The sequence below is a fragment of the Micromonospora sp. NPDC007220 genome (genome assembly GCF_040634035.1).
Lineage (GTDB): Bacteria > Actinomycetota > Actinomycetes > Mycobacteriales > Micromonosporaceae > Micromonospora > Micromonospora reichwaldensis.
In genome coordinates, this window is the sequence record NZ_JBEYEU010000003.1 from 312,433 (window position 1) to 335,064 (window position 22,632).

The following is a 22,632-nucleotide window of genomic DNA, read 5'->3' on the forward strand; positions in this document are numbered from 1 at the left end:
GCGCCCCGGGCGGGTCCGAGCCGCCCGGGGCGCTCGCGGTGGGCCCGAGCCGCGCCTGAGCCGCCGCCCGCGCCCGCCCCGACCGTCGCGCCCGGGCCCGGCGCGACCCGACGAGTCGGGGAGGACCCCGCCCCGGGGTCCGCCCCGCATCCGAGAGGATGACCGCATGAGTGTCCTGTTCACCCCGCTGACCCTGCGCAGCGTGACCCTGCCCAACCGGATCGCCCTGGCGCCGATGTGCCAGTACACCGCCGGCCCGGACGGCCTGCCCACCGACTGGCACCTGGTGCACCTGGGAGCCCGCGCGGTCGGCGGCGCGGGTCTGGTGATGACCGAGGCCACCGCCGTGCTGCCCGAGGGGCGGATCAGCCCGCAGGACACCGGGCTCTGGTCCGGGGCGCACGTCGACGCCTGGCGGCCGGTGACCGCCTTCGTCGCCGCGCACGGCGCGGTGCCGGTCGTGCAGCTCGCGCACGCCGGGTTCAAGGCCTCGACGTACCGCCCGTGGGCGTCCCGGCGGGGCGGGGTGCCCGACGCCGAGGGCGGCTGGACCCCGGTCGGCCCGGGGTCCGCGCCGTTCGTGCCCGACTACCGGGTGCCGACCGCGCTGGACGAGGCGGGGATCGCCGGCGTCGTCGAGGCGTTCGCGGCGGCGGCCGGCCGGGCGGTCGACGCCAGGTTCGCGGCAGTGGAGATCCACGCCGCGCACGGCTACCTGCTGCACGAGTTCCTCTCCCCGCTGACGAACCACCGCGACGACGCCTGGGGCGGGGACCGCGCCGGCCGGATGCGGCTCACCCTGGAGGTGGCGCGGGCGGTCCGTGCGGCGGTCGGCGAGGACGTGCCCGTACTGACCCGCGTCTCGGCCACCGACTGGGAGCCGACGGGCTGGACGGCCGAGGACAGCGTGGTGCTCGCCGGCGAACTGGCCGCCGCCGGGGTGGATCTGGTCGACTGCTCGTCGGGCGGCGCGTCGGCCACCGCGACCATCCCGGTCGGCCCCGGCTACCAGGTGCCGCTGGCCGCCCGGGTACGCCGGGAGGCGGGCGTGGCCACCGGCGCGGTCGGCCTGATCGTCGAGCCGGAGCAGGCCGAGGAGATCGTCGCGTCCGGCGACGCCGACCTGGTCCTGCTCGGGCGGGAACTCCTGCGGGACCCGTACTGGCCGCACCGGGCCGCCGCCAAGCTCGGCGCCACCCCCACCTGGCCCGCCCAGTACGCCCGCGCCTGACCTGCCCCTCTCTCAGCCCCGTCCCCGGTCCGTCAGGTGGGGGTGGGGCGGGTGGGTCAGCCGGCCAGGTGGGACCAGTGGGGTTCCAGCTCGCGCCAGGGACCCTGGGCGGCGACCGTGCCGGAGCGGAGGACCACGACGTGGTCGGCCCGGACCAGGGCGGCGCGCTTCGAGGTCGAACCCACCACGGTCACGCCGTGCTCGCGCAGCGCCTGCCACAGCGCCAGCTCGGTGGTGACGTCCAGCGCCGAGGAGACGTCGTCGGCCACCAGCAGCTCGGTACGGGGGGCGAGCGCCCGGGCCAGCGCGAGGCGCTGCAACTGCCCGCCCGAGAGCCGGGTGCCCTTGTGCCCGATCAGCAGCCCGAGCCCGCCGCCGGCCGCCGCCAGGTCGTGGTCGAGCTGGGCGGTCGACACCGCCGCCGCGGCGTCCACCTGGTGGCCGAGGGTGATGTTGTCGGCCACCGTGCCGGAGAGCACCCGGGGCAGCTGGCCGACGTAGCCCACCTGGTGGGGGCGCAGGAACAGCTCCGGCTCGGTGACGGGGTCGCCGTTCCAGGTCAGCCGCCCGGTGTGCGGGGCGATGCCGGCCAGCGCCCGCAGCAGCGACGACTTGCCCGAGCCGACCGGCCCGACGACCAGCACCAGCTGGCCGCGTTCCACCGTCAGGTCGACGTCGCGTACGGCCACCGTCCCGTCGGTGTGCCGGACGCCGAAGCCGGTCAGCTCCAGCCGGCGCAGCGGGTGCCGGGGCGGCACGACGGGCGCCGGGGCGGTCCCCGCGCCGAGGTCCACCCCCGGCACCGCCGCCGAGTACGACTCCACGCCGGTCATCGCCACCGTCCGCCGGGTCCACACCCGCGCCGACGGGATCTGCGAGATCAGCGAGGCCGTCGTCCACGCGAACCAGCGGGCGGCGGCCAGGGTGGCGACCGCGACCAGGGTGGCGCCGGCCGAGAGCTGCCCGGCCAGGAAGAGCGCCCACGCGCCGATCGGCAGCAGGCCGCTGACCAGCGACGGGGTCGAGCGGGACCAGACCTGCACGGAGATCTCCCGGCGTTGCCGGTCGCTGCGCACCACGTCGAGGTCGGCCAGGTGGGCCAGCACCGGGCGGGTGGCCCCGGCGAGTTTGACCGTACGGGCGGCCGACAGCGAGGAGACCAGCGCGGTGGCGAACGCGGCCCGCGCCGCGACGGTGGCCCGCGCCGACCGTTCCAGGTGGGGGCCGAACAGCGTGGCGGCGAGTCCGGAGACGAGCATCGTGCCCGCGAAGAAGAGCCCCGGCACCACGCTGCCGGTGACGGCGGTCATCGTGACCAGGAGCAGCAGCGAGAGCCCCTGGTCCATCAGGTTGTCGGCGAGCTGCACCACCCGCTCGGTGTCGCCGCCCTGGGCCACCACCTCCGCCGGCGTGTGCCGGCTGACCCGACGCGGTCCGGTCTGGCCGTGCACCAGGCGCAGGCTGATCCGCAGCATCTGCCGGACCCACCACTGCGGGAAGCGCAGACCGTTGAGGTACGGCACCGGCAGGGTCACCAGCAGGCCGACGACGATCCCCAGCGCGGGCTTCCACGGGTCGCCCGTGCCGTCGACCACGTCCGCCCAGAGCCACGGCAGCACCGGCCCCTCCAGCCCGAGGAGCACGAGCAGCAGGAACAACGCCAGCGAGGCCAGCCCGTAGCGCGCGTCGTTGAGGCACAGCCGCAGGATCTCCCGCAGCCCGCGCAGCCCCCGCGGGGACGTCGTCTCCGGCTCCCCGGGGGCTGCGGACCCGCCCTGACCCGCCCGGCCGTCGGCCGACCCGACCGGCTCCGTCGGGGTCGCGGGAACCGCCCCGACCGGCGGCACGGCCGGGACTCCGACCGGCGGCACGGCCGTGGGCGTGGCCGACGGAACGGCCGGCGGGCCGACCGGGGGCGTCGCCGGTGGGAGGGCCTCGTCCGGGCCGGTGGTCGGCCACGGGTCCGACGGGCCGGTCAGCAGGTCGACCCCGCCGGAACGACCGCCCGGTGCCGCGTGGGCGTACGCGGTGGCGTGGCTGGTGGCGAGCAGTTCGGCGAAGCGTTCCGAGGAGTCCAGCGGCCCGGCCTCCACGACCGCGCCGTCGGCCATCACCACCACCTCGTCACAGCGGCGTACGGAGGAGAGGCGGTGGGCGATGACGATGCCGATCCGGTCCCGTAGCAACCGCTCGGTGGCCTGCTGCACCCGCGCCTCGGTCACCGGGTCGAGGCGGGCGGTGGCCTCGTCGAGGATCACCACGTGCGGGTCGCGCACCAGGATCCGGGCGAAGGCGACCAGCTGCTCCTGGCCCGCCGAGAGCACGTGCCCGCCGTCGCCCAGCCGGGTGTCCAGGCCGGCGGGCAGCTCGGCGATCCAGCCGTCGAGCCCCAGCTCGCGCAGCGCCCGGGCGGCGGCGTCGAGCAGGTCCGGATCGAACAACGCGACGTTCTCGGCGAGGGTCCCGGCGAGGATCTCGGTGCGCTGGGGCACCACGGCGATCCACCGGCGCAGCGCCTCGACGTCGAGGTCGCACACGTCGTCGCCGGCCAGGAAGACCGTGCCGGGCGGCACGTCGACGGCCCGGGTGAGCACCTTCGCCAGGGTGGACTTGCCGGAGCCCGTCCGGCCGACCAGCGCGTACGAGCGGCCCCGGGTGAAGGTCAGGTCGACGTCGTGCAGCGCGGGGCCGCGCCCGTCGTCGGCGCCCCCGTAGCGGAAGGTGAGGCCCCGCACCACCAGGTCGCCCTCGTTCGGGGCGGCCCCGCCCACGGGCTCCTGCCGGGAGCCCGCCAGCAGCTGCACCCGCCCCCAGGCGCCGAGGGCGTACTGGAGTTCGGGGACCATCCGGCTGACATGCTCGACGGTCATGCCGAAGCCGATGGCCAGCAGCCAGATCGCGGTGAGCCGGGCGCCGTCGACCCGGCCGGTGACCAGTGCCCACGCGCCGCCGAGCACCACGGCCGCGATCCCGGCCCGGATGACGCCGGCGGCCACGGTGGTGACCTGGGCGGACATCCGCCACACGCGCACCCCGCGACTGAGCACCTCGGCGGCCCGCCGGGCGTAGAGGCGCAGCACGTACGGCCGGGCCAGGCTGGTGCGTACGTCGTCCTGGCCGTGGATGGCCTCCTCCATCACCGCGGCGAGGTCGGACCAGGCCTCCTCCTCGGCCATCCGGGCCGGGCCGATCCGCGCGGTGGGCTTGCGCAGGCCGACGGCCAGCAGCACGGTCAGCAGCAGCATCCCGAGGCCGGCCGGCCACCACACCGCGAGGGCGACGACGGTCGACAGCACGCCCGCGGCGAGGCCCTGCGCGATCCGTACGCCCTGGTTGCGCACCGCCGCGGCGACCTGGTAGACGTCGCCGTCGATGCGGTCGAGCAGCTCGCCGACCGGGGTGGTCTCCAGGGTCGGCAGGTCCTGCCCGAGCGCGACCCGGCACAGCCGGCGCCGCACGTCGGCGGACCAGTCGGCGGTCAGCCCGGCCATCAGCAGGCTCACCGCGAGGTCGGTGAGGACGGCGGCGACCAGCGCCACGGCGAGCAGCGCGAAGAACCCGGCGGCGCGGTGCACCAGGACGGGGCCGGCCAGCGCGGCGGCGGCGGCCTGGCCCCCGGCGCCGAGCACGATCAGGCAGGTCACGATCGACATTCGGCGGGGCGAGGTGGCCCACAGGTCCCGGAACAGACGCATGACGGAGTCCCTTCTCCGCAGACCGGGGCGGAGCATCCAGCCTGGTCGGTGGAGCCGGCCGGCTCAACGCATTTACCGGCCGTTCACCTGGCCGGAGGCCGGTGCGTGGGCCGCGCCGGCCGGGAGCCGCCCCGCGCGGACGCCGCGAAGGGTGACTCGGAGCGGACGCCGCACGGATGGCTCAGAAGAGCACGGTGGCGAGCGTGCCGACGGGGCGGAACCCGCAGCGCTCGTAGACCCGGCGGGCGGGCGTGTTGAAGTCGTTCACGTAGAGGCTGACGGTCGGGGCGACCCGCAGCAGCGCGTCGCGCACCACCGCCGCCATGGCCGCCGACGCGATGCCCCGGCCCCGCCACTCGGGGGCCACCCAGACGCCCTGCACCTGGGCGGTCCGGCGGGTCACCACCGCCAGCTCGGCCTTGAACACCACCCGGCCGTCGACGAACCGGGCGTACGCCCGCCCGGTCCGGACCAGGTCGGTGACCCGCCGCCGGTAGCCGCGCCCGCCGTCGTCGGCGAGCGGCGAGACGCCGACCTCCTCGGTGTACATCGCCACCGCCGCCGGGAAGAGCCGGTCGACCTCGCTGGCGCGCACCCGCCGCACCTCCGGGTCCGCCCGCAGCGCCGGCAGCGCGTCGGTCGCCAGCAACGGCTGGTTGGGGCGTACGTCCCGGGCCGGCCCCCAGACGGCGGAGAGGCGGTCCCAGAGCCCGAGCACCGCGTCGGCCCGGCCCACGATCGACGAGCAGAGCCGCTCCTCGCCGGCGAGGAGGTCGGCGTACGCGGCGACGGCCGGCTCGGTGGCGAGCACGGGGGTCAGGTTGCCGCCGAGCCAGCAGATCGACTCCAGGTTGCGGCGGCTGCCGTAGCCCAGCACCCGTCCCTCGGCACGCCACCAGGCCAGGCCACGCGCCGTGATCCGCTCGGCGACCTGCGCGCCCGCGAACGGGTCGAGGTCGAGCAGCCGCTCGACCGCGCGGCGCTCCGACTCCCCCAGTTGGCGTACCGGCACCGTCAGCACGGATACCAGCCTGCCAGATCCGCCCCGTGCCGCGCCGGTCGAGTGACGAGTGGGACGCCTGCACCGTGGCGGCGACGCGGAGCGTACGCCCGGCGGAAGCGCGCCGGCCCCGGCCGCCGGCGGGGGCGGTCGGGGCCGGCGCGCGACGGCGCGGTGGGTCAGTGCACGCTGACGGTGGCGCCGGGGAGCAGGCCGCGCAGCTCCTCGGGCAGCTCGGCGCCCATCTCGTCGGCGATGCGCAGCGCCTCCTCGATCAGGGTCTCCACGATCTGCGCCTCGGGCACGGTCTTGACGACCTTGCCCTTGACGAAGATCTGGCCCTTGCCGTTGCCGGAGGCCACCCCGAGGTCGGCCTCGCGGGCCTCGCCCGGGCCGTTCACGACGCAGCCCATCACGGCGACCCGCAGCGGCACCGGCAGCCCCTCCAGGCCGGCGGTGACCTCCTCGGCCAGCTTGTAGACGTCGACCTGGGCTCGGCCGCAGGACGGGCAGGAGACGATCTCCAGGCCCCGCTCGCGCAGCCCGAGCGACTCCAGGATCTGGTTGCCGACCTTGATCTCCTCCACCGGCGGGGCCGACAGGGAGACCCGGATCGTGTCGCCGATCCCCTCGGCCAGCAGCGCGCCGAAGGCGACCGCCGACTTGATGGTGCCCTGGAAGGCCGGGCCGGCCTCGGTGACGCCGAGGTGCAGCGGGTAGTCGCACTTCTCGGCGAGCTGGCGGTACGCCCGGATCATCACCACCGGGTCGTTGTGCTTGACCGAGATCTTGATGTCGCGGAAGCCGTGCTCCTCGAACAGCGAGCACTCCCACAGCGCCGACTCGACGAGCGCCTCGGCGGTGGCCTTGCCGTACTTGGCGAGCAGCCGCTTGTCCAGCGAGCCGGCGTTGACGCCGATCCGGATGGGCACGCCCGCGTCGCCGGCCGCCTTGGCGATCTCCTTGACCTTGTCGTCGAACTGGCGGATGTTGCCCGGGTTGACCCGGACCGCCGCGCAGCCGGCGTCGATCGCGGCGAAGACGTACTTCGGCTGGAAGTGGATGTCGGCGATCACCGGGATCTGCGACTTCCTCGCGATCGCGGGCAGCGCCTCCACGTCGTCCTGGCTGGGCACGGCGACCCGGACGATCTGGCAGCCGGACGCGGTCAGCTCGGCGATCTGCTGGAGTGTGGCGTTGACGTCGGAGGTGAGGGTGGTGGTCATCGACTGCACCGACACCGGCGCGCCCCCACCGACCGGCACCGGACCGACCATGATCTGGCGGCTGACCCGGCGCGGGGCGAGCGGCGGGGGCGGCACGGCGGGGATACCGAGACTGACAGCGGTCACTTCAGGCACTCACCTTGAGAAGAGCGTGATCGGGTTGACGACGTCCGCGGTGATGGTCAGCAGCGTGAACACGCCACCGATCAGGATCACCGCGTACGTGAGGGGCATGAGCTTGAGGTAGTCGACGCGCCCGGGGTCGGCGCGGCCGATGCGGGCGTAGAGCCAGGACCGGGCCCGCTCGAACCAGGCGATGGCGATGTGCCCGCCGTCGAGCGGCAGCAGCGGCAGCAGGTTGAACACGCCGATGAAGAAGTTCAGCGCGACGAACAGCATGAAGAACCCGATCCAGGCCTTGTTCTCCACGAACTCGCCGCCGAGCCGGCTGGCGCCGACCACGCTGATCGGGGTGTCGATGTCCCGCTCGCCGCCGGTGATCGCCGTCCAGAGGGCCGGCACCTTCTCCGGGATGCGCTTCATCGCCTCGAAGGTGTTCACCGCCATGTCGCCGGTGAAGTCGGCGGTCGCGCCGACCGCGCCGACCGGCCCGTACGTCACCCGCAGCGGGGTGCTGGGCACGAGGCCCACGCCGAGCGCGGCGACCGCGGCGACCTGGCCCCTCGGGTCGTCGAGCGGGGGCCGCTGGGTCTGCGCGAGCACCGTGCTCGTCGTGGCCGGCTGGCCGTCGCGGACGTACGCGATCTGCGCCGTGTCGCCCGGCTTGAGGGCGCGCAGGGTGGTGAGCAGCTGCCCGTAGTCGTTGATCGGCGTGCCGTTGATCCCGGTGATCCGGTCGCCGTCGCGCAGCTGCGCCTGGGCGGCGGGGCTGGCGGGATCGGCGGTGGTGCACTCGCGCAGGGTGTTCTCCGGGACCACGCACTTCGACAGCTGGATGACCGCCGGCTCCTTGCGGATCTCGGCCTCGGTGCTGGGGAACTGCGGGTTGGGCAGGCCGACGCTGACCGCCATGATCCAGAGTGCGACCACGGCGAGGGCGAAGTGGGTGATCGAGCCGGCGGACATCACGATCGTCCGCTTCCACACCGGGAACCGCCACATCGCGCGCGGCTCGTCGGCCGGGTCGACGTCGTCGTCCTGGGGGGTCATCCCGACGATCTTGCAGAAGCCGCCGAGCGGGATGCCCTTGACGCCGTACTCGGTCTCGCCCCGCTTGAAGGACCAGAGGGTGGGGCCGAATCCGACGAAGTACTTGGTGACCTTCATCCCGAACGCCTTGGCGGTGAGCATGTGTCCCGCCTCGTGCAGGCTCACCGAGATGAGGATCGCGAGGGCGAAGAGCACCACCCCGAGCAGGTACGCCATCAAGCTCCTTCCACCGAACCCGCGATGATGATCTCCTGCGCGTGCGCGCGCGCCCACGACTCCGCCGCGAGCACGTCCTCGACGGTACCTGGTTCGTCGAAGTCGGGAGCGTCCTCCAGCACCCGTCGGAGGGTGTCGACGATGCCGAGGAAGGGCAGCCGGCCGGCCACGAAGGCGGCCACGCACTCCTCGTTCGCCGCGTTGTAGATCGCCGGCCGGCAGCGGCCGGCCTCGCCGGCGGCCTTGGCCAGCGCGACGGCCGGGAACGCCTCGTCGTCCAGCGGCGCGAACTCCCAGGTGTGTGCCCTGGTCCAGTCGACGGCGGCGGCGGCGTCGGGCACCCGGTCGGGCCAGCCGAGACCGAGCGCGATCGGCAGCCGCATGTCCGGCGGGCTGGCCTGGGCGAGGGTGGAGCCGTCGACGAACTCGACCATCGAGTGGATCACCGACTGCGGGTGCACCATCACGGCGATGTCGGCGTACGGCACGTCGAACAGCTCGTGCGCCTCGATCACCTCCAGCGCCTTGTTGACCATCGAGGCGGAGTTGATCGTGACGACCGGCCCCATGTTCCAGGTCGGATGGGCGAGCGCCTGCTCGGGCGTGACCTGCGTCAACTCGTCGCGGCGCCGGCCCCGGAACGGGCCGCCGCTGGCGGTGACGACCAGCCGCCGCACCTCGCCCCGGCCACCGCCGCGCAGGCACTGCGCCAGCGCCGAGTGCTCCGAGTCGACGGGGACGATCTGCTCCGGCCGCGTCACCGCCGCCCTGACCAGGGAGCCGCCGGCCACGAGCGACTCCTTGTTGGCGAGCGCGAGCGTACGCCCGGCGCGCAGCGCGGCCAGCGTCGGCGCGAGCCCGAGCGAGCCGACCACCGCGTTGAGCACGACGTCGCAGGGCCACTGCGCCAGCTCAGCCATCGCGTCCGGGCCGGCCACGATCTTGGGAAGCTTGAAGTCGCCGGTGGCCCAGCCGCGCCGGCTCGCCTCGGCGTAGAAGGCGAGCTGGAGGTCCTGCGCGGCGGACGCCTTCGCCACGCCGACCGCGTCGACGCGCAGTTCGAGGGCCTGGGCCGCGAGCAGCTCGACGTTGCCGCCACCGGCGCCGAGCGCCACCACCCGGAACCGGTCCGGGTTGCGCCGCACGATGTCGATGGCCTGTGTGCCGACCGAACCGGTGGAGCCGAGCAGGACGAGTTCCCGGGGCGAAGTCACCGGGCCATTCTTCCCCACCGTCGCTGTGCCCCCGCTGGGAGCCTCAACCCTCGGCGTCGGCCTGCCCCGCCGGGTCTTCCTCGCCTTCCTCCGGCGCCTCCTCGCCGAGCAGGTCGCCCGGGTCGATGGAGAACTCGAACGGCTTCCTCATGACGAACCGGGTACCTGCGGCGGCGGCCGCCACCGGCCGGTACTCCCCCTCGACGAGCTCGAACAACGCGATGGTGGGCACCCGGTTCCGCAGATCGACGCGGAGGAAGAACGGCACGCCAGCGGCGGCGTACTCCCGCGGCCGGTCGATGACGTCCTTGCGACGGTTGCCAGGCGACACGATCTCACCGAGCAGCACGGCGTGCCCGATGTCCATCGTCGTCCGCCCGCCACCCGGCACGTCGAGAATGACGATGTCCGGGATGAAGAGGTCGTCGCCCGAGACGACGTTCGCCTCGAGGTAGAGCCACAGCTTGGCCCGGCGGGCCGCCTGCTTGAGAAAGGTACGCGAGATCCAACTCCGCGTCCTGATGGTCATAACCGGCAGGTGGCGTCACGATCACGCTTCCGCTCAGGACCTCAACCTTGGGGCCGTTGGTCTCCGGCAACAGGTCGAGGGCGAGCTGGGCGGTCCACGGCTCGTCGCGCCACCGCAGCACGTCGAACGACGGCTCGGTGGGCTGCGGCGCGGGTTCGGGCGCGAAAGCCGCCTCGGCCATCCGGGCTCACCCCCTCAGCGGACATTCTGCGCAGTCCAGCCTAGCCGCCGCAGCCCCCGCCGCACGGGATCGCACGCCTGGTCCGACGCCGGACACGCGCAGGCGATCGACGGGCCCGCCACTCGACCAGTCGACGCCGTCAGCGGTGTTCCGGCACCGCCATGCCGACGGCGGTGAACGGCTCGGTGAGCAGCTGGTACTGCTCGCCGGTCAAGTTGCTTCGGGCCTGAATGGCGCGGGCCACGCTGCCCGTGACAACTATGGCGTCCGAGAACAGGTCCGGCGAGTGGGCGTCGAGGTCCGCCAGCCGCGCCCGCAACCCCGACCGCACCGCGTTGTCGATCTCCGAGTTCTGTGCGGCGGAGACCCTGACAGCGTCGCGTGCCGCCCGACCGCCCTGCGGATGCAGATCGAGCAGACGTTCCCACGCCTGCGCGAGGGCCTCGGGCGGCAGCACCACGGCCTGCTGCACGAACCGCCGGGTCGCCTCGTCGAGCACCGTCATCCGTAACCCCTCGCAAATCTCTCGGAAGCCCGGTGAGGGTAGCCCGGCGATCCGACAGGATCCTGGGCGGTCAGGTGGCGACGGAACCCGGAACAGTGCGCCGGATCCGCCCGCAGGAAACTTTCAGTACATCGATGACTGTGGTTGACTTCCGTCATGCGAAGAGGTCTCGTCTGGCTGGCGGCCCTGCTGGTCGCCGCTCCCCTGCTCGTCAGCCCGGGCGTGGCCCAGGCTGCCACCGCCACCCCCTCGCTGGTCATCGCCAGCGACTTCCCCGACCCCGACGTCGTCAAGTTCGGCAGCACCTACTACGCGTACTCGACGAACAACGGCCACGGCAACGTCCCGGTCGCCACGGCCAGCTCACTGACCGGAGCGTGGACCAGGCGGGCCGACGCGATGCCGACCCTCGGCGCCTGGGCCAACGGGGGCCTGACCTGGGCGCCCGACGTGTCACAGCGGGCCGACGGGCGCTACCTGCTCTACTACACCGCCCGCAGCCGGGCCACCGGCCGGCAGTGCCTCGGCGCCGCGCTGGCCACCTCGCCGCTCGGGCCGTTCACCTCCGTCGGCACCGGACCGCTGGTCTGCAACGCCGGCGAGGGCGGCGACATCGACGCGGCGAGCTTCACCGACAGCACCGGCCTGCGTTACCTGCTCTACAAGGACGACGGCAACGCCATCGGCCAGCCGACGAGCATCTGGCTGCAACGGGTCGCGGCCGACGGGGTGACCCTCCAGGGCGCCCGGGTGGAGCTGCTGCGCAGCGGTCGCGCCGAGGAGGCGGGCATCATCGAGGCGCCGGTGCTGACCAAGGTCGGCGCGCAGTACGTTCTCTTCTACTCCCTCGGCGGCTACGGCGGCGACGGCTACCAGACCAGCTACGCCACGTCGGCCTCGCTGACCGGCCCGTACACGAAGGCGTACCGCTCGCTGATGACCACGGCGTCGCTCGACTCGGCCGTGCGGGGGCCGGGCGGTGCGGACGTGGTACGCGAGGCGGGCGGCGACCACATCGTGTTCCACGGCTGGATCAACAACTACTCCGCCCGGGGCATGTACGTGGCGGCGCTGGGCTGGGCCGGCGGCAACCCCGTGGTGCGGGGCAGCCGGGTGCGCTACGAGGCCGAGCGCGGCGCGCTCAACCACTGCGGGGTGCGCGCCGCCCCGAACACGTCGCAGGGCCAGGTGGTGGCGTACATCGACTACGCGGACAGCTGGGTCGAGGTGACCGTCTTCGCGCCCCGGGCCGGCGGGTACCGCGCCCACGTGGCCTACGCGGCCGGCTACGGCGACGCCCAGCACACGCTGACGGTCAACGGCGCGAACCCGAAGGTCGTCACCTACCCCAACACGGGCTGGGACGTCTGGCGGCAGGTGGGCGTCGACGTCACGCTCAACGCGGGCTTCAACACGCTCCGGTTCACCCACCTGAGCCGCTGGGCGGAACTCGACTTCGTCGAGGTGGCGTAACCGGCTGCCCCGCCCGCCCCGGCCCCGGCCGGCCTCGGCTGGGCGGCCGGCCGCCCGAGCCCGCCGGCTCCCCGAGATCTTGGTAGGAAACGGCCCCTGGAGGGGCGCTCTCTTACCAAGATCTCGGGGCGGCGGGACGGCCTCACCGACCGCTTCATCACCTGGGTCCGGGCGCGGTGACCCCACCTGTCAGCACGAAGGTCTCCAGTTCCTCGCCGCCGTACCAGTCCGTGCGGCGGCCGACGTGGGTCATGCCGAGGCGGCGGGCCACCGCCATGGACGCCTCGTTGCCCGGCGCCACCACCGCGTAGACCTCCCGGGTGCCGGTCGCCAACTCCCGGGCCACCAGGGCGCGAGCCGCCTCGGTGGCGTACCCGTGGCCCCACGAGTCGGGGTGCAGGTGCCAGCCCACCTCGATGTCCTCGGTCAGCGTGCCCTCGTCCCGCCCGGGCAGCGGCTTGAGCAGCACCGTGCCGGCCACCACGCCGGTGTCGCGGACCTCGATCGCCCAGGTGCCGTACCGGCCGCCGTGGCCCGCGTGCCGCTCCCGCCACATCGCGAGCCGGTCGGCGGCCTGCGCCGGGTCGGTCAGCGGCAGGCCGGGCGCGCCCAGCCAGCGGGTGACCTCGGGCCGGGAGTAGATGTCGAAGATCCGGGCCAGGTCGGCCGGGCCGACGGTCCACTCCCGCAGCACCAGGCGCTGGGTGGTGAGAACGCTCATGGCCCGTGATCATAATGAGTGACGCGGGGCGGTACGGGGAAAGAAGCCGCGATGGGCGGCGGATGGCAACGGGCGAAGCGGGTCACCAGTGCGGCGTTCCGCCCGCTGCGGGGCCGGGACCTGTCCCTGCACGCCGCCGCCATCACCTTCTACGGGGCGATCGCGGTGGTGCCGGTGGCCCTGCTGGCGATCTGGCTGACCTCGCTGCTGGCGGGCGCCGAGCGGGTACGCCGGCTCACCTCGCACGCCGTGGAGACGCTGCCCGACGCGATCGGCGCGCCCCACGCGGTGCAGGCGCTCGTCGAGGCCGGGGTGGGCCTGACCCCGCTGCTGGCGCTGGCGTCGCTGCTGCCGGCGTCGCTCTACGGCGAGGGGCTGCGCCGCGCCTTCGTCTCGGTCGCCGTGCCGCGCAGCGAGGAGTCGCTGGTCGGCTGGCGGGGCCGGCTGCTGCTGCTGCCGCTGCTGGCGCCGGCCCCGGCCCTGCTGCTGTCGATCCTGCTGGCGCTGCCCACGACCACCGGCCTGGTCCGGCAGGGCGGCTGGACCGGCGCGCTGGGGGTGGTGCTGTCGTTCCTGGCGGTCTGGCTGGTGCTCACCCCGGTGCTGCTCTGGCTGTTCCGGGTGGTCGGCCCGGCGTCGCCGGACTGGCTCTCCGCGCTGGGCGTCGGGTCGTTCACCGCGGCGAACCTCTCCGGCTTCCTGCACGGCTTCGTGCTCTTCGCCTCGCTCCCGATCGACCTGGGGGTGCCGTTCGGGGGCTTCGACGAAATCGGCGCGGGGGTGGCGGTCCTGCTCTGGCTCTACCTCTTCCACGTGATCGTGCTGGCCGGCTACTCCGCCACCCTCGCCCTCTCCGCCTGGCGCGCCCGCCGCGCCGCCCCCCCGCCCGCCGACCGGGCGACGTAGAGGTCTCCGCCGGCCGTGCCGGTGATGTTGTCCACCCCGGTCAGCGGCGCGGCGCCCGCCGGCACCAGCGAGTCGTCGTAGGCCAGGTCGAGGCGCTGGTTCACCGCGTCGTACGCCCACACCCGGTTGGCGCCCTTGGTGGTGAACCAGCAGGTGCCCCGGTCGCACCAGCAGCCCTCGCCGCCGTCGAAGTGCCGTGCGGCGCCGACCTGCCGGCGGGTCGGCACCGGGAAGCCGTCCCGGTCCGGCAGGTCCGATGCCCCGTCGACGCCAGGGCCGACGGGGTATCGATGGAAGCTTCTATTTGGTGAACTCGGCGTGACGGGTCTCCGGGGCCGCCGGCTCAGGCTCGGCGGACTCGTGCAGGCCGAAGCGGCGGTGAAAGCGGGCGAGCGGGGCGGGAGCCCACCAGTTCCAGTGGCCGAGCAACCGCATCGTGGCCGGCACCAGCAGCGCCCGGACCAGCGTCGCGTCCACCACGATCGCCACGATCATGCCGATCCCGATGAGCTTGATGTACGCCATCTCGCCGGTGGCGAAGCCGGCCACCACGATGATCAGCAGGAGCGCGGCGGCGGTGATGATCCGCCCGGTGTGCTGGAGCCCGGCCGCCACCGAGGCGGTGTTGTCGCCCGTGCGGTCCCACTCCTCGCGTACCCGGGAGAGCAGGAACACCTCGTAGTCGGTGGCCAGCCCGAAGAGCACGGCGAGCATGAGGATCGGGTTGCTGGGCTCGATGAACCCGGTCGGGGTGAAGCCGAGCAGGTCGGCGAAGTGACCGTCCTGGAAGATCCAGACCACCACCCCGAACGACGCGCCGATCGACACCAGGTTCATCAGCACCGCCTTGACCGGCAGCACCAGCGAGCCGAAGGCGAGGAACAGCAGCACCAGGGTTGCGGCGGCCATCAGCAGGGCCATCCAGGGCAGCCGGTCGCCGAGGCCGTCGATCAGGTCGAGGTCGACGGCGGGCCGGCCGCCGACGAGCACCTGGGCGCCGTCCGGCGCGGGCAGGTCGCGCAGCGCCCGGACCACGTCCTGCGCGGTGTCGCCGGCCGGCTCGCCCGGGTAGGTCACGGTCAGCAGCGTCGACGTGCCCCGGTTGGCCGCCACCTGCACCCCGGTCACGCCGGGCACGGCGGCCACCCGGTCGGCGAAGGGCTGCGCCTGTTCCGGAGACGCCCCGGAGACCAGCACGTCGATCGGCGAGATCGTGCCGCCGGCGAACTCCGCGGCGACCCGCTCGGAGACGACCCGGGGCTCGGCGTCCGGGGGCAGCACCCGGTCGTCGAACCCGCCGAAGGAGACCCCCAGGAACGGCGCGGCCAGCACCGCGAGCAGCACGGTCACCCCGACCAGGTAGCGCACCGGGCGGCGCATCACGCTGTGCGCGATGCGGGCCCAGGCGCCGCCCGTCTCCCCCGCCGTCGGCCGCCCGCCGCGCGCCCCACGCCGCCACGGCAGCGGTACGCGCAGCGCGTCGATCCGACGGCCGAGCACCGCGAGCAGGGCCGGCAGCACGGTCAGCGCCGCCAGCATGGCGACCAGCACGGCGGCGATCCCGCCAAGGCCCATCGAGCGCAGGAACGCCTGGGGGAAGATCAGCAGGCTGGCCATGGCGAGCGCGATGGTGAGCCCGGAGACCAGCACCGTACGCCCCGCCGTGAGCATGGTGCGCCGGATCGCGGCGGGGGTGTCGTGGCCGGCCGCCAGCTCCTCGCGGAACCGGCTGACCACGAAGAGGGAGTAGTCGACCGCCATGCCCAGGCCGATCAGGGTGATGACGTTGATGGCGAAGACCGACACGTCGGTGACCAGGGTGACCAGCCGGACGGTGACGAACGCGCCGAGGATGGCCAGCCCGCCGATCAGCAGGGGCGTCGACGCGGCCACCAGCCCGCCGAAGATCAGCACGAGCAGCACCAGCAGCACCGGCATGGAGAGCAGTTCCGCGCGGGTGATGTCCTTGGTCGTCTGGGTGTTCGACTCGTGCAGGGCAGCCGTCGCGCCGCCGACCTCGGTCCGTACGCCGGGCGCGTCGAGGGCCGGCCGCAGCTCCTCGTACGCGGCGGTCTTGTCGTCCTTGTCAGCGGCCCGGAGCTGGATCAGCGCGTAGGTGGCCCGGCGGTCTGTGGAGAGCAGCGCGGGGGCCTGCGTGTCGTACCAGGTGGTGACGCTGGTGATCTCGGAACGCGCGCGCAGCCCCGTGACGGTGGCCGTGACCGGGTCGCGGAAGGCCGGCTGGTCGACGGACGCCGTGTCGCTGGACCAGAGCACCACCAGGTCTGCGCCCTGCGGCCCCAGCTCGCGGTCGATCCGTTCGGCGGCCCGGCTGGACTCGCTGGCCGGGTCGTCGAAGCCACCCCCGGTCAGTTGCCCGAAGACACCCGCCCCCCAGGTCGATCCGACAGCGACCAGCACCAGGGCGGCGGCCAGCACCGCCCAGCGCAGCCGCACCACCATGTGTCCCCACCAGGCGAACATTCGCCTCTCCCTCCACAGATGGCTAAGCTGCTACCATCGCTAATTTCAGTGAACGCCGTTAACTATCGCAACGGTGTTTCCTCTGGTCAAGGTGGTTGTCGATGGCCGCACCCACTCGGCGGGAACGCCTGCGCACGGCGACCGTCGCCGAGATCAAGGACGGGGCACGCCGTCTGCTGGTGACGGGTGGGATCGACGCGATCTCGCTGCGGGCCATCGCCCGCGACATGGGCATGACGGCGCCGGCCATCTACCGCTACTTCCCGAGCCTGGAGGCGCTGGTCGCGGACCTCGCCGCCGACCTCTACAACGAGCTGCGGCTGCGGCTGGAGGCGGCTGGGGACGACGCCGGGGGCGAGCCGGTCGCGCGGTTGCTGGCCATGTCCCGGGCGTTCCGCGCCTGGTCGCTGGCGCACCCCGCCGAGTTCGGGCTGATCTTCGGCGCCCCCGTCCCGGGACGGACCGCCTTCGTCGGCGGCCACGCCACCCCGGACCACCCCGGCGCCCGCCTCGGCGCGGTCTTCATCCAGCCGATCCTCGACCTGTGGCGCCGCTCCCCCTTCCGCACCCCGCCCGGCGAACTGCTCCGGCGGCACCTGGACGGGCGGCTGGAGCCGCTGCGGCTCAGCCACGGCGAGGTGCCGATCGAGGTCGCGTACGCCTTCCTCTCGGGCTGGACCCGCCTCTACGGGCTGGTCGCCATGGAGGTCTTCCACCAGTTCGACTGGGCGGTCACCGAGGCCGAGGCGCTGTTCGAGCTGGAACTGGAGACGTTCGCCGCCCAACTGCTGGCCGGCCCGCCCCCGGACGACAGCCCGCCCTCCTGACCTCGCTGGCGTCCGGCTACCGCCCCCGCGCCCGGGTCCGCTCCCGGTGCCCGGCACGGTCGGGGCGCCCGATGTGGCTGCCCTCGCGTCGGGACTCACCGAGCCAGAGGTGCGGCGCGTGGTGGCGGACCGCCGACACCGCCAGGGGCACGTCGGCAGCCTCGAGACGGAGACGGTGGCGCAGGTGGGGCAGCCCGGGGCGGAACGGCGCCTCCTCGCGCACCAGTGTCCACAGCACCGGGTCGTCGCGGTCGATGTGGCCCGTAGGGTACAGCTCCAGGGAGTGGAAACTGGCCTTGTGCCCGTGGCTCGTGAACAGGCCGACGCCGGCGAGACTGTGCCACGGGATGACGTTCCGCCGGTCCCCCTTGTCGAACCACAGGCCAATGTGGTCGACGAGGATCCTCGTCCGCCGTTGCCGCCAGGACACCACGAAGAGCAGGACACCCGGCACACCGAGCGCCGCCAGGGTGCCCGCCGCGACGAGCCCCGCCACAGGTGACCGTGGCTGATGGCTTCCGCCGACGACCGCGACAGCCGCGACGAGGCCGCCGATCCCGGCCAGGACGAGGAACAGGGAGAGCGGCAGGCCGACCCGGGCACGGCGCCGTCCGGTGGGTAGCACCGTGGCGTTCGGGGCGGGGGTGGGCGCGCTGAAGGGTGCTGCCATGGCAGGCAAGCCTAGGCCGACCGGCGGTGGAAGGGCTGACCGGCGGGACCTGTGGGCGCTAGGCTCCACCGGCATGGGTGACGAGCTGCCGCCCCGGGCCGACGTGGTGATCGTCGGCGCCGGGCACAACGGTCTGGTGTCCGCGATCCTGCTCGCCCGCGCCGGGCTCGACGTGCTGGTGCTGGAGGCGGCGGACGTCATCGGCGGGGCCACCCGCACCGAGGCGCCGTTCCCGAAGGTGCCGGGGCTGCGCCACTCCACCGGGTCGTACCTGCTCGGGCTGATGCCGCCGGAACTGCTCGCCACGCTGGACGTGCGCATCCCCGTGCTGCGCCGCGACCCGCACTACTTCCTGCCCACCCCCGGCGGCCCCGGCTCGCCGTACCTGCTCTTCGGCAGCGACACGGCGGCCACCCGCGGGCAGCTCGCCGAGTTCTTCTCCCCCGCCGACGTGGCCGCCGACGACGCCCTCCAGGCCGAGCTGGCCGCGCTGCGCGACGACCTCGCCCCGGCCTGGCTGGCCGAGCCGCTGCCCGTCGAGGAGACCGCCGAGCGGTACGTCCGGCCGGCGCTGCGGCAGGTCTTCGTCGACCTCGTCCGCGGCTCCGTCGCCGACCACCTGGCCCGCTTCGACTTCCGCTCCGAGCTCCTGATGAGCATGTACGCGGTCACCGACGGCCTCTCCGGGCTCAACGCCGGCCCCGACGACCCGGGCACCGGGCACAACTTCCTCGTCCACAACATGTGCCGGCTGCCCGGCTCCGACGGCACGTGGATGATCGCCGAGGGCGGGATGGGCACCGTGTCGCGTACGTTCGCCGACGCCGCCCGGACCGCCGGCGCGACGATCCGCACCGGCACGCCGGTGCATGCGATCACCCTGGACGGCGGCGCGGCCAGCGGGGTCGTACTCGCCGACGGGCGGGAGATCGGCGCGCGGGTGGTGCTCGGCGCGTGCGACCCGTACCGGCTGATGGACCTGCTGCCCGACGGCGTGCTCCCGGCGCCGCTGGCCGAGCGGATGGCGGCGGTCCGCCGGCCCGGCACCACGCTCAAGCTCAACCTGGCGCTGACCGGGCTGCCCCGCTTCTCCTGCCTGCCCCAGGGCTCCCCGAGCCCGTTCGGCTCGACCATCCACCTGCTGCCCGGCTCGGAGTCCCTGACCGGCGGGGGCGGCGAGTCGCCGATGGCGGCGCTGCGCGCCATGTGGGCGGACGTGCAGGCGGGTCGGCTGCCCGCCGAGCCGACCATCGAGTGGTACCTGCACACCACCGTGGACCCGTCGCTGTCCGACGGCAGGGGGCACCACTCGTCGGCGCTCTTCGTGCAGTCGGTGCCGTACGAGCTGGCCGGCACCACCTGGGACGAGGCGCTGCCCGGCTACGTCGACCGCCTGATCGGCATCTGCGAGCGGTACGCCCCGGGCACCGCCGACCTGATCGCCGACGCCGTGCCGCTGCCGCCGCCCGGCATCGAGGCGCACTTCGGCATCACCGGCGGGCACATCCACCACGTCGACAACACGGTCTCGTTCACCGACCGGATGCCGTACGCCACCGGCGTCGACGGCGTCTACGCGGGCAGCGCCGGCTGCCACCCGGCCGGCAGCGTCATCGGCGCGGCCGGCCACAACGCCGCCCGCCGCGTCCTCACCGACCTCGGCCGCTGACCTCGCCGCCGGCCTCGGCGGGGGGCAGGTCGCCGGGACGGTGGATGAGGGAGAGACCGAGGAGCAGCAGGTAGAGCAGAAGGCTGAGGACCGCGTTGACGAAGACGAAGGCGAAGGCGATCAGGTAGAGCAGTGGGCGCAGCAGCAGGCGCCGCGCCACCGCACGGGCCAGCCGGGGATCCAGATCGGGGTGGAGCAGCCTTCGCCGCCGTGCCCACCACCAGCTCAGGTTGAAGAAGATCGACTCGCCGAGCACGGTGCCGAAGTAGAGTGCGGCGGTCAACCGCTGCTCGGTCGGCCCGCCGCGCAGGTTGTCCGACAGCAGGTCGGCGGTGAACGGGATCGCGGCCACGAAGAGCAGCACGAGCAGGTTGAACACCAGCAGCAGCTGATCTACCCGGACCACGTACCGCCACACGTTGTGGTGGCCGAGCCAGATCTGGCCGGCGATGCCGAAGGTGATCACATACGCCAGGTAGGACGGCCAGGCGTGGGCGAGGGCGTCGGGAAGCTCCCTCCCACCGGCCCTCGCCGGGCCGTTCTGGAGCAGTTCGACGGCCATCACCGTCAGCACGACCGCGAAGACGCCGTCGCTGAACGTCTCCACCCGGGAGGCGTCCCGGACCATCTCCCGGTCACGTCGGTACCGGTAGCCGCTCTTGCGCACTCCCTCGGCCACGTCACCCCCTCGTCGACCTGATGGTCACCCGGCGGGGGCGGCGGGCGCGGGGAAATCGCCGTTAGCTGGCCACCTCGCCCGCCGGGGCGGGGGTCTGCTGCTCGCCGGCCCGGTGTGCCCGGACCTTGTGCCCGACGCTGGTCAGGCACCGGCCGCTGGCCAGGTCGAACCTCCAGCCGTGCAGTTGGCAGGTGAGCTGGTCGCCCTCGACGATGCCGAACCGGGTCAGGTCCGCCTTCAGGTGCGGGCAGCGCCGCTGCACCACCCAGTCACCGAGGGTGATGTCCTCGGCGTCGGTGCTCCGCTCGTGCTCGTCGTACCAGCCCTCGGCGTACTGGAGCCGCTCCGTGGAGAGGCACTTGAAGAACGCGTAGACGAACTCGTTGTACTGGCCGATCCGGGCCGCCGAGAAGCGGCAGGAGAGGAAGAGGGAGTTGACCCAGTCCACCTCGCCGATGTGCAGCAGGTGCTCGATCAACGCCCGCTCGGTGCGGAACCGGTAGCGGACCTTCTCGTCGGCGTACGGCCGGACCTGCTTGCCCGGGAAGTCCACCACGATCGACTCGACGCTCTCGCCGTCGTAGCTGACCAGGTCGAAGCGGACCGGGCCGCCGACCCCCTTGGCCAGGTAGATCGACTCCTCAAGCAGGGGCTCGATCCGGCGCTGCATCTCCTTGAGCACGTCCACCTCGGGGTGCCGCCAGGACGCCTTCTCGGCCTCGATGACCGGCCGCTTGCGCTCGCGCATCTCCTCCAGGTGGGCCACCTTGTTGGCGAAGAACTCCTCCACGGGCACCGGGTGTGTCGTGCTGGCTCCGGAGGTGGTGATCTCCGCGACGCTGCCCGGGAGCAGCACGACGCCGTTGGTGCCGCCGACCTTGGCGTACTCGCTCAGGAAGACCGACTGGTCGGGGAAGATGTTGCCCTCGTCGCCGTGGATGTCGTTGAACTGCCACAGCTCGTCGTCGAGGAAGCAGGGCGGGCCGGCGATCGGGAAGACGTGGTCGGCCTTCAGGTCGTCGATGTAGCGCCAGGTGCGGTCGAACTGCCGGTCGCGCTTCTGCTTGCCGAACGCCGTCTTCGCCGCCTGCGGCAGCTCGTAGACCATCGGGTACCAGATCGCACCGGAGAACTGGAGCATGTGCGCGTGCACGTGGCCCAGCTCGGCGAAGGCACTCAGGTCGGTGGGACGGGCGTCGTTCTGGTTGAGCAGCCGCACCCCGTCGTACTCCACCCACAGCGACGAGTCGCCGATCGGGCCGTCGGTCGGGCTGGTCAGCGCCTGAATCATGATCTTCAGGCCGCCGTCCAGCTCCACGACCTGCTCGTTCGGCGCCTTCAGGAACTTGGTGAAGCCCAGCTCCCGCAGCTCGTCCTCCATCTCGGAGGTGGGGAACGCGGGCAGCAGCACGGTGGCGTCCTTCGACACGAAGCGCTTCAGGTGCGCCGCGTCGAAGTGGTCCCGGTGCAGGTGCGACACGTAGAGGTAGTCGACGTCGCCGAGGGCCTCCCAGTCGAGCAGGGAGTTGTCCGGAAACGGGAACCATGAGGCGAAATAGGCCGGATTGACCCACGGGTCGCACAGGATGCTGCCCGCGGCCGTGTCGATCCGCATGCTGGCGTGCCCCGTACCGGTCACTCGCACCGCAGTTCCCCCTCAAAACGACAAACAAGGTGTACGCCAGAAACGCTACCGGAGGGAGTCTGGCGACCTACCCGCGACGCCGGTAGTGCCGATGCGCCCGGGTGGAGCCGGGCCCTTGGTCCCGACGCCGGCGACGCCACCTGCCCGACGCCGGGCACCGTGCCGAAGTCCCTGCCGGCCCTCGTACGTACCCCGGGCCGACGCCCGCCGCGCCCGTGCGGATCGTGCGGTCCGCCCCATCGGTCGGACCCAGCGCCGGGCCCGGCACGAGGCGTGCCAGACTAACCGGAGATCCGATCGCGAGGGAAGGACCGACAGTGGCAGGAAGCGAGCCGGTAACGTCGCCAGACCAGCACAAGCCCGGGCACCGCAAGTCCGGGCGGATCGGCGCGGTGGTCTCCGCGCTGGCCCTGCTGGCGATGCTCTGCGGCAACCACGAGGGCAGGGTCGAGAACATCTGGCTGATCGGCCTGGCCGTGCTGCTGCTGCTCATCGTCATCGGCGACACCGTGCTGCGGCGCAACGGCCTGCGGTCCTGACCGCACCCGCGTCAGCCGGCGTCGCACCGGTCCGCGCGCCGGAGGCCACACG

Annotated in this window: 18 protein-coding genes and 1 pseudogene; 6 read left to right on the forward strand and 13 right to left on the reverse strand. The window is 73.4% G+C overall.

Translation table 11 applies throughout. The features are described 5' to 3' along the window. Positions 1–166: 166 nt before the first annotated feature. A complete protein-coding gene (locus ABZ573_RS09790) occupies positions 167–1,231 on the forward strand; it encodes an NADH:flavin oxidoreductase/NADH oxidase (RefSeq protein WP_358117161.1) in 1,065 nt (354 codons plus the stop codon). 56 nt (positions 1,232–1,287) lie between these two features. On the opposite strand, the gene ABZ573_RS09795 is transcribed toward ABZ573_RS09790, so the two are convergent. From ABZ573_RS09795 to ABZ573_RS09825, 7 genes are all read right to left on the reverse strand, one after another. Then, a complete protein-coding gene (locus tag ABZ573_RS09795; protein WP_358117164.1) occupies positions 1,288–4,926 on the reverse strand; it encodes an ABC transporter ATP-binding protein/permease in 3,639 nt (1,212 codons plus the stop codon). Between the two features lie 181 nt (positions 4,927–5,107). After that, positions 5,108–5,947 carry a DUF4081 domain-containing GNAT family N-acetyltransferase gene (locus ABZ573_RS09800; RefSeq protein ID WP_151456564.1) on the reverse strand — a complete coding sequence of 280 codons (840 nt, stop codon included), beginning with the start codon at positions 5,945–5,947 and terminating at the stop codon, positions 5,108–5,110. Between the two features lie 158 nt (positions 5,948–6,105). Further along, a complete protein-coding gene (ispG, locus tag ABZ573_RS09805; protein ID WP_089001519.1) occupies positions 6,106–7,278 on the reverse strand; it encodes a flavodoxin-dependent (E)-4-hydroxy-3-methylbut-2-enyl-diphosphate synthase in 1,173 nt (390 codons plus the stop codon). Between the two features lie 9 nt (positions 7,279–7,287). Next, entirely contained in the window at positions 7,288–8,538 is a 1,251-nt protein-coding gene (locus ABZ573_RS09810) for a site-2 protease family protein (protein WP_151456565.1), read from the reverse strand. Then, complete coding sequence (gene dxr, locus ABZ573_RS09815; protein ID WP_358117167.1) at positions 8,538–9,752, reverse strand: 1-deoxy-D-xylulose-5-phosphate reductoisomerase; 1,215 nt, start codon at positions 9,750–9,752, stop codon at positions 8,538–8,540. Before dxr ends, ABZ573_RS09810 begins: the two co-directional genes overlap by 1 nt. 43 nt (positions 9,753–9,795) lie before the next feature. Further along, positions 9,796–10,281 (reverse strand): Uma2 family endonuclease, encoded by a 486-nt coding sequence (locus ABZ573_RS09820; protein ID WP_327030790.1) that lies wholly within the window; start codon positions 10,279–10,281, stop codon positions 9,796–9,798. A 320-nt stretch (positions 10,282–10,601) separates the two neighbouring features. Continuing rightward, the gene (locus ABZ573_RS09825; RefSeq protein ID WP_358117170.1) at positions 10,602–10,967 is read right to left on the reverse strand and encodes a hypothetical protein; all 366 of its coding nucleotides are present in this window, start codon (positions 10,965–10,967) and stop codon (positions 10,602–10,604) included. A 156-nt stretch (positions 10,968–11,123) separates the two neighbouring features. On the opposite strand from ABZ573_RS09825, the gene ABZ573_RS09830 reads away from it, so the two are divergent. Next, complete coding sequence (locus ABZ573_RS09830) at positions 11,124–12,440, forward strand: family 43 glycosylhydrolase (RefSeq protein ID WP_358117173.1); 1,317 nt, start codon at positions 11,124–11,126, stop codon at positions 12,438–12,440. Positions 12,441–12,597: 157 nt separating this feature from the next. On the opposite strand, the gene ABZ573_RS09835 is transcribed toward ABZ573_RS09830, so the two are convergent. Beyond that, on the reverse strand, positions 12,598–13,161 hold the full coding sequence (locus ABZ573_RS09835) for a GNAT family N-acetyltransferase (RefSeq protein ID WP_151456570.1): 564 nt from the start codon (positions 13,159–13,161) through the stop codon (positions 12,598–12,600). A gap of 51 nt (positions 13,162–13,212) precedes the next feature. On the opposite strand from ABZ573_RS09835, the gene ABZ573_RS09840 reads away from it, so the two are divergent. After that, a complete protein-coding gene (locus ABZ573_RS09840) occupies positions 13,213–14,067 on the forward strand; it encodes a YhjD/YihY/BrkB family envelope integrity protein (RefSeq protein WP_358117176.1) in 855 nt (284 codons plus the stop codon). Here the strand turns inward: ABZ573_RS09840 and ABZ573_RS09845 are convergent. Continuing rightward, positions 14,058–14,324, reverse strand: a pseudogene (locus tag ABZ573_RS09845) (translocation protein TolB); the annotation flags it as partial. The gene ABZ573_RS09840 and the pseudogene ABZ573_RS09845 sit on opposite strands and share 10 nt — an antisense overlap. A gap of 43 nt (positions 14,325–14,367) precedes the next feature. Then, positions 14,368–16,551, reverse strand: coding sequence for an MMPL family transporter (locus ABZ573_RS09850; RefSeq protein ID WP_151456828.1), 2,184 nt, complete (start codon positions 16,549–16,551; stop codon positions 14,368–14,370). 101 nt (positions 16,552–16,652) lie between these two features. Here ABZ573_RS09850 and ABZ573_RS09855 point away from each other — a divergent pair, with 101 nt between their 5' ends. Further along, positions 16,653–17,378: a TetR/AcrR family transcriptional regulator gene (locus ABZ573_RS09855; protein ID WP_151456829.1), complete on the forward strand. Its 726-nt coding sequence runs from the start codon at positions 16,653–16,655 to the stop codon at positions 17,376–17,378. Positions 17,379–17,394: 16 nt separating this feature from the next. On the opposite strand, the gene ABZ573_RS09860 is transcribed toward ABZ573_RS09855, so the two are convergent. Beyond that, the gene (locus ABZ573_RS09860; RefSeq protein ID WP_151456830.1) at positions 17,395–18,048 is read right to left on the reverse strand and encodes a hypothetical protein; all 654 of its coding nucleotides are present in this window, start codon (positions 18,046–18,048) and stop codon (positions 17,395–17,397) included. A gap of 73 nt (positions 18,049–18,121) precedes the next feature. Here ABZ573_RS09860 and ABZ573_RS09865 point away from each other — a divergent pair, with 73 nt between their 5' ends. After that, the gene (locus ABZ573_RS09865) at positions 18,122–19,717 is read left to right on the forward strand and encodes an NAD(P)/FAD-dependent oxidoreductase (RefSeq protein WP_358117181.1); all 1,596 of its coding nucleotides are present in this window, start codon (positions 18,122–18,124) and stop codon (positions 19,715–19,717) included. On the opposite strand, the gene ABZ573_RS09870 is transcribed toward ABZ573_RS09865, so the two are convergent. Together ABZ573_RS09870 and ABZ573_RS09875 are read right to left on the reverse strand one after the other, a co-directional pair. Beyond that, the gene (locus tag ABZ573_RS09870) at positions 19,698–20,345 is read right to left on the reverse strand and encodes a TMEM175 family protein (RefSeq protein WP_358117336.1); all 648 of its coding nucleotides are present in this window, start codon (positions 20,343–20,345) and stop codon (positions 19,698–19,700) included. The two genes, ABZ573_RS09865 and ABZ573_RS09870, sit on opposite strands and share 20 nt — an antisense overlap. A gap of 112 nt (positions 20,346–20,457) precedes the next feature. Next, entirely contained in the window at positions 20,458–22,041 is a 1,584-nt protein-coding gene (locus ABZ573_RS09875; RefSeq protein ID WP_327030783.1) for a Rieske 2Fe-2S domain-containing protein, read from the reverse strand. 317 nt (positions 22,042–22,358) lie between these two features. Between ABZ573_RS09875 and ABZ573_RS09880 the strand changes: the two genes are divergently transcribed. Then, entirely contained in the window at positions 22,359–22,580 is a 222-nt protein-coding gene (locus ABZ573_RS09880; RefSeq protein WP_121396083.1) for a DUF2631 domain-containing protein, read from the forward strand. The last annotated feature ends 52 nt before the right edge of the window (positions 22,581–22,632 follow it).

Coding starts and splice junctions, on each gene's coding strand:
- ABZ573_RS09790 (WP_358117161.1), top strand. CDS start 167: ATGAGTGTCCTGTTCACCCCGCTGACCCTGCGCAGCGTGACCCTGCCC.
- ABZ573_RS09795 (WP_358117164.1), bottom strand. CDS start 4,926: ATGCGTCTGTTCCGGGACCTGTGGGCCACCTCGCCCCGCCGAATGTCG.
- ABZ573_RS09810 (WP_151456565.1), bottom strand. CDS start 8,538: ATGGCGTACCTGCTCGGGGTGGTGCTCTTCGCCCTCGCGATCCTCATC.
- ABZ573_RS09820 (WP_327030790.1), bottom strand. CDS start 10,281: ATGACCATCAGGACGCGGAGTTGGATCTCGCGTACCTTTCTCAAGCAG.
- ABZ573_RS09825 (WP_358117170.1), bottom strand. CDS start 10,967: ATGACGGTGCTCGACGAGGCGACCCGGCGGTTCGTGCAGCAGGCCGTG.
- ABZ573_RS09830 (WP_358117173.1), top strand. CDS start 11,124: ATGCGAAGAGGTCTCGTCTGGCTGGCGGCCCTGCTGGTCGCCGCTCCC.
- ABZ573_RS09835 (WP_151456570.1), bottom strand. CDS start 13,161: ATGAGCGTTCTCACCACCCAGCGCCTGGTGCTGCGGGAGTGGACCGTC.
- ABZ573_RS09840 (WP_358117176.1), top strand. CDS start 13,213: ATGGGCGGCGGATGGCAACGGGCGAAGCGGGTCACCAGTGCGGCGTTC.
- ABZ573_RS09850 (WP_151456828.1), bottom strand. CDS start 16,551: ATGTTCGCCTGGTGGGGACACATGGTGGTGCGGCTGCGCTGGGCGGTG.
- ABZ573_RS09855 (WP_151456829.1), top strand. CDS start 16,653: ATGGCCGCACCCACTCGGCGGGAACGCCTGCGCACGGCGACCGTCGCC.
- ABZ573_RS09860 (WP_151456830.1), bottom strand. CDS start 18,048: ATGGCAGCACCCTTCAGCGCGCCCACCCCCGCCCCGAACGCCACGGTG.
- ABZ573_RS09865 (WP_358117181.1), top strand. CDS start 18,122: ATGGGTGACGAGCTGCCGCCCCGGGCCGACGTGGTGATCGTCGGCGCC.
- ABZ573_RS09870 (WP_358117336.1), bottom strand. CDS start 20,345: ATGGTCCGGGACGCCTCCCGGGTGGAGACGTTCAGCGACGGCGTCTTC.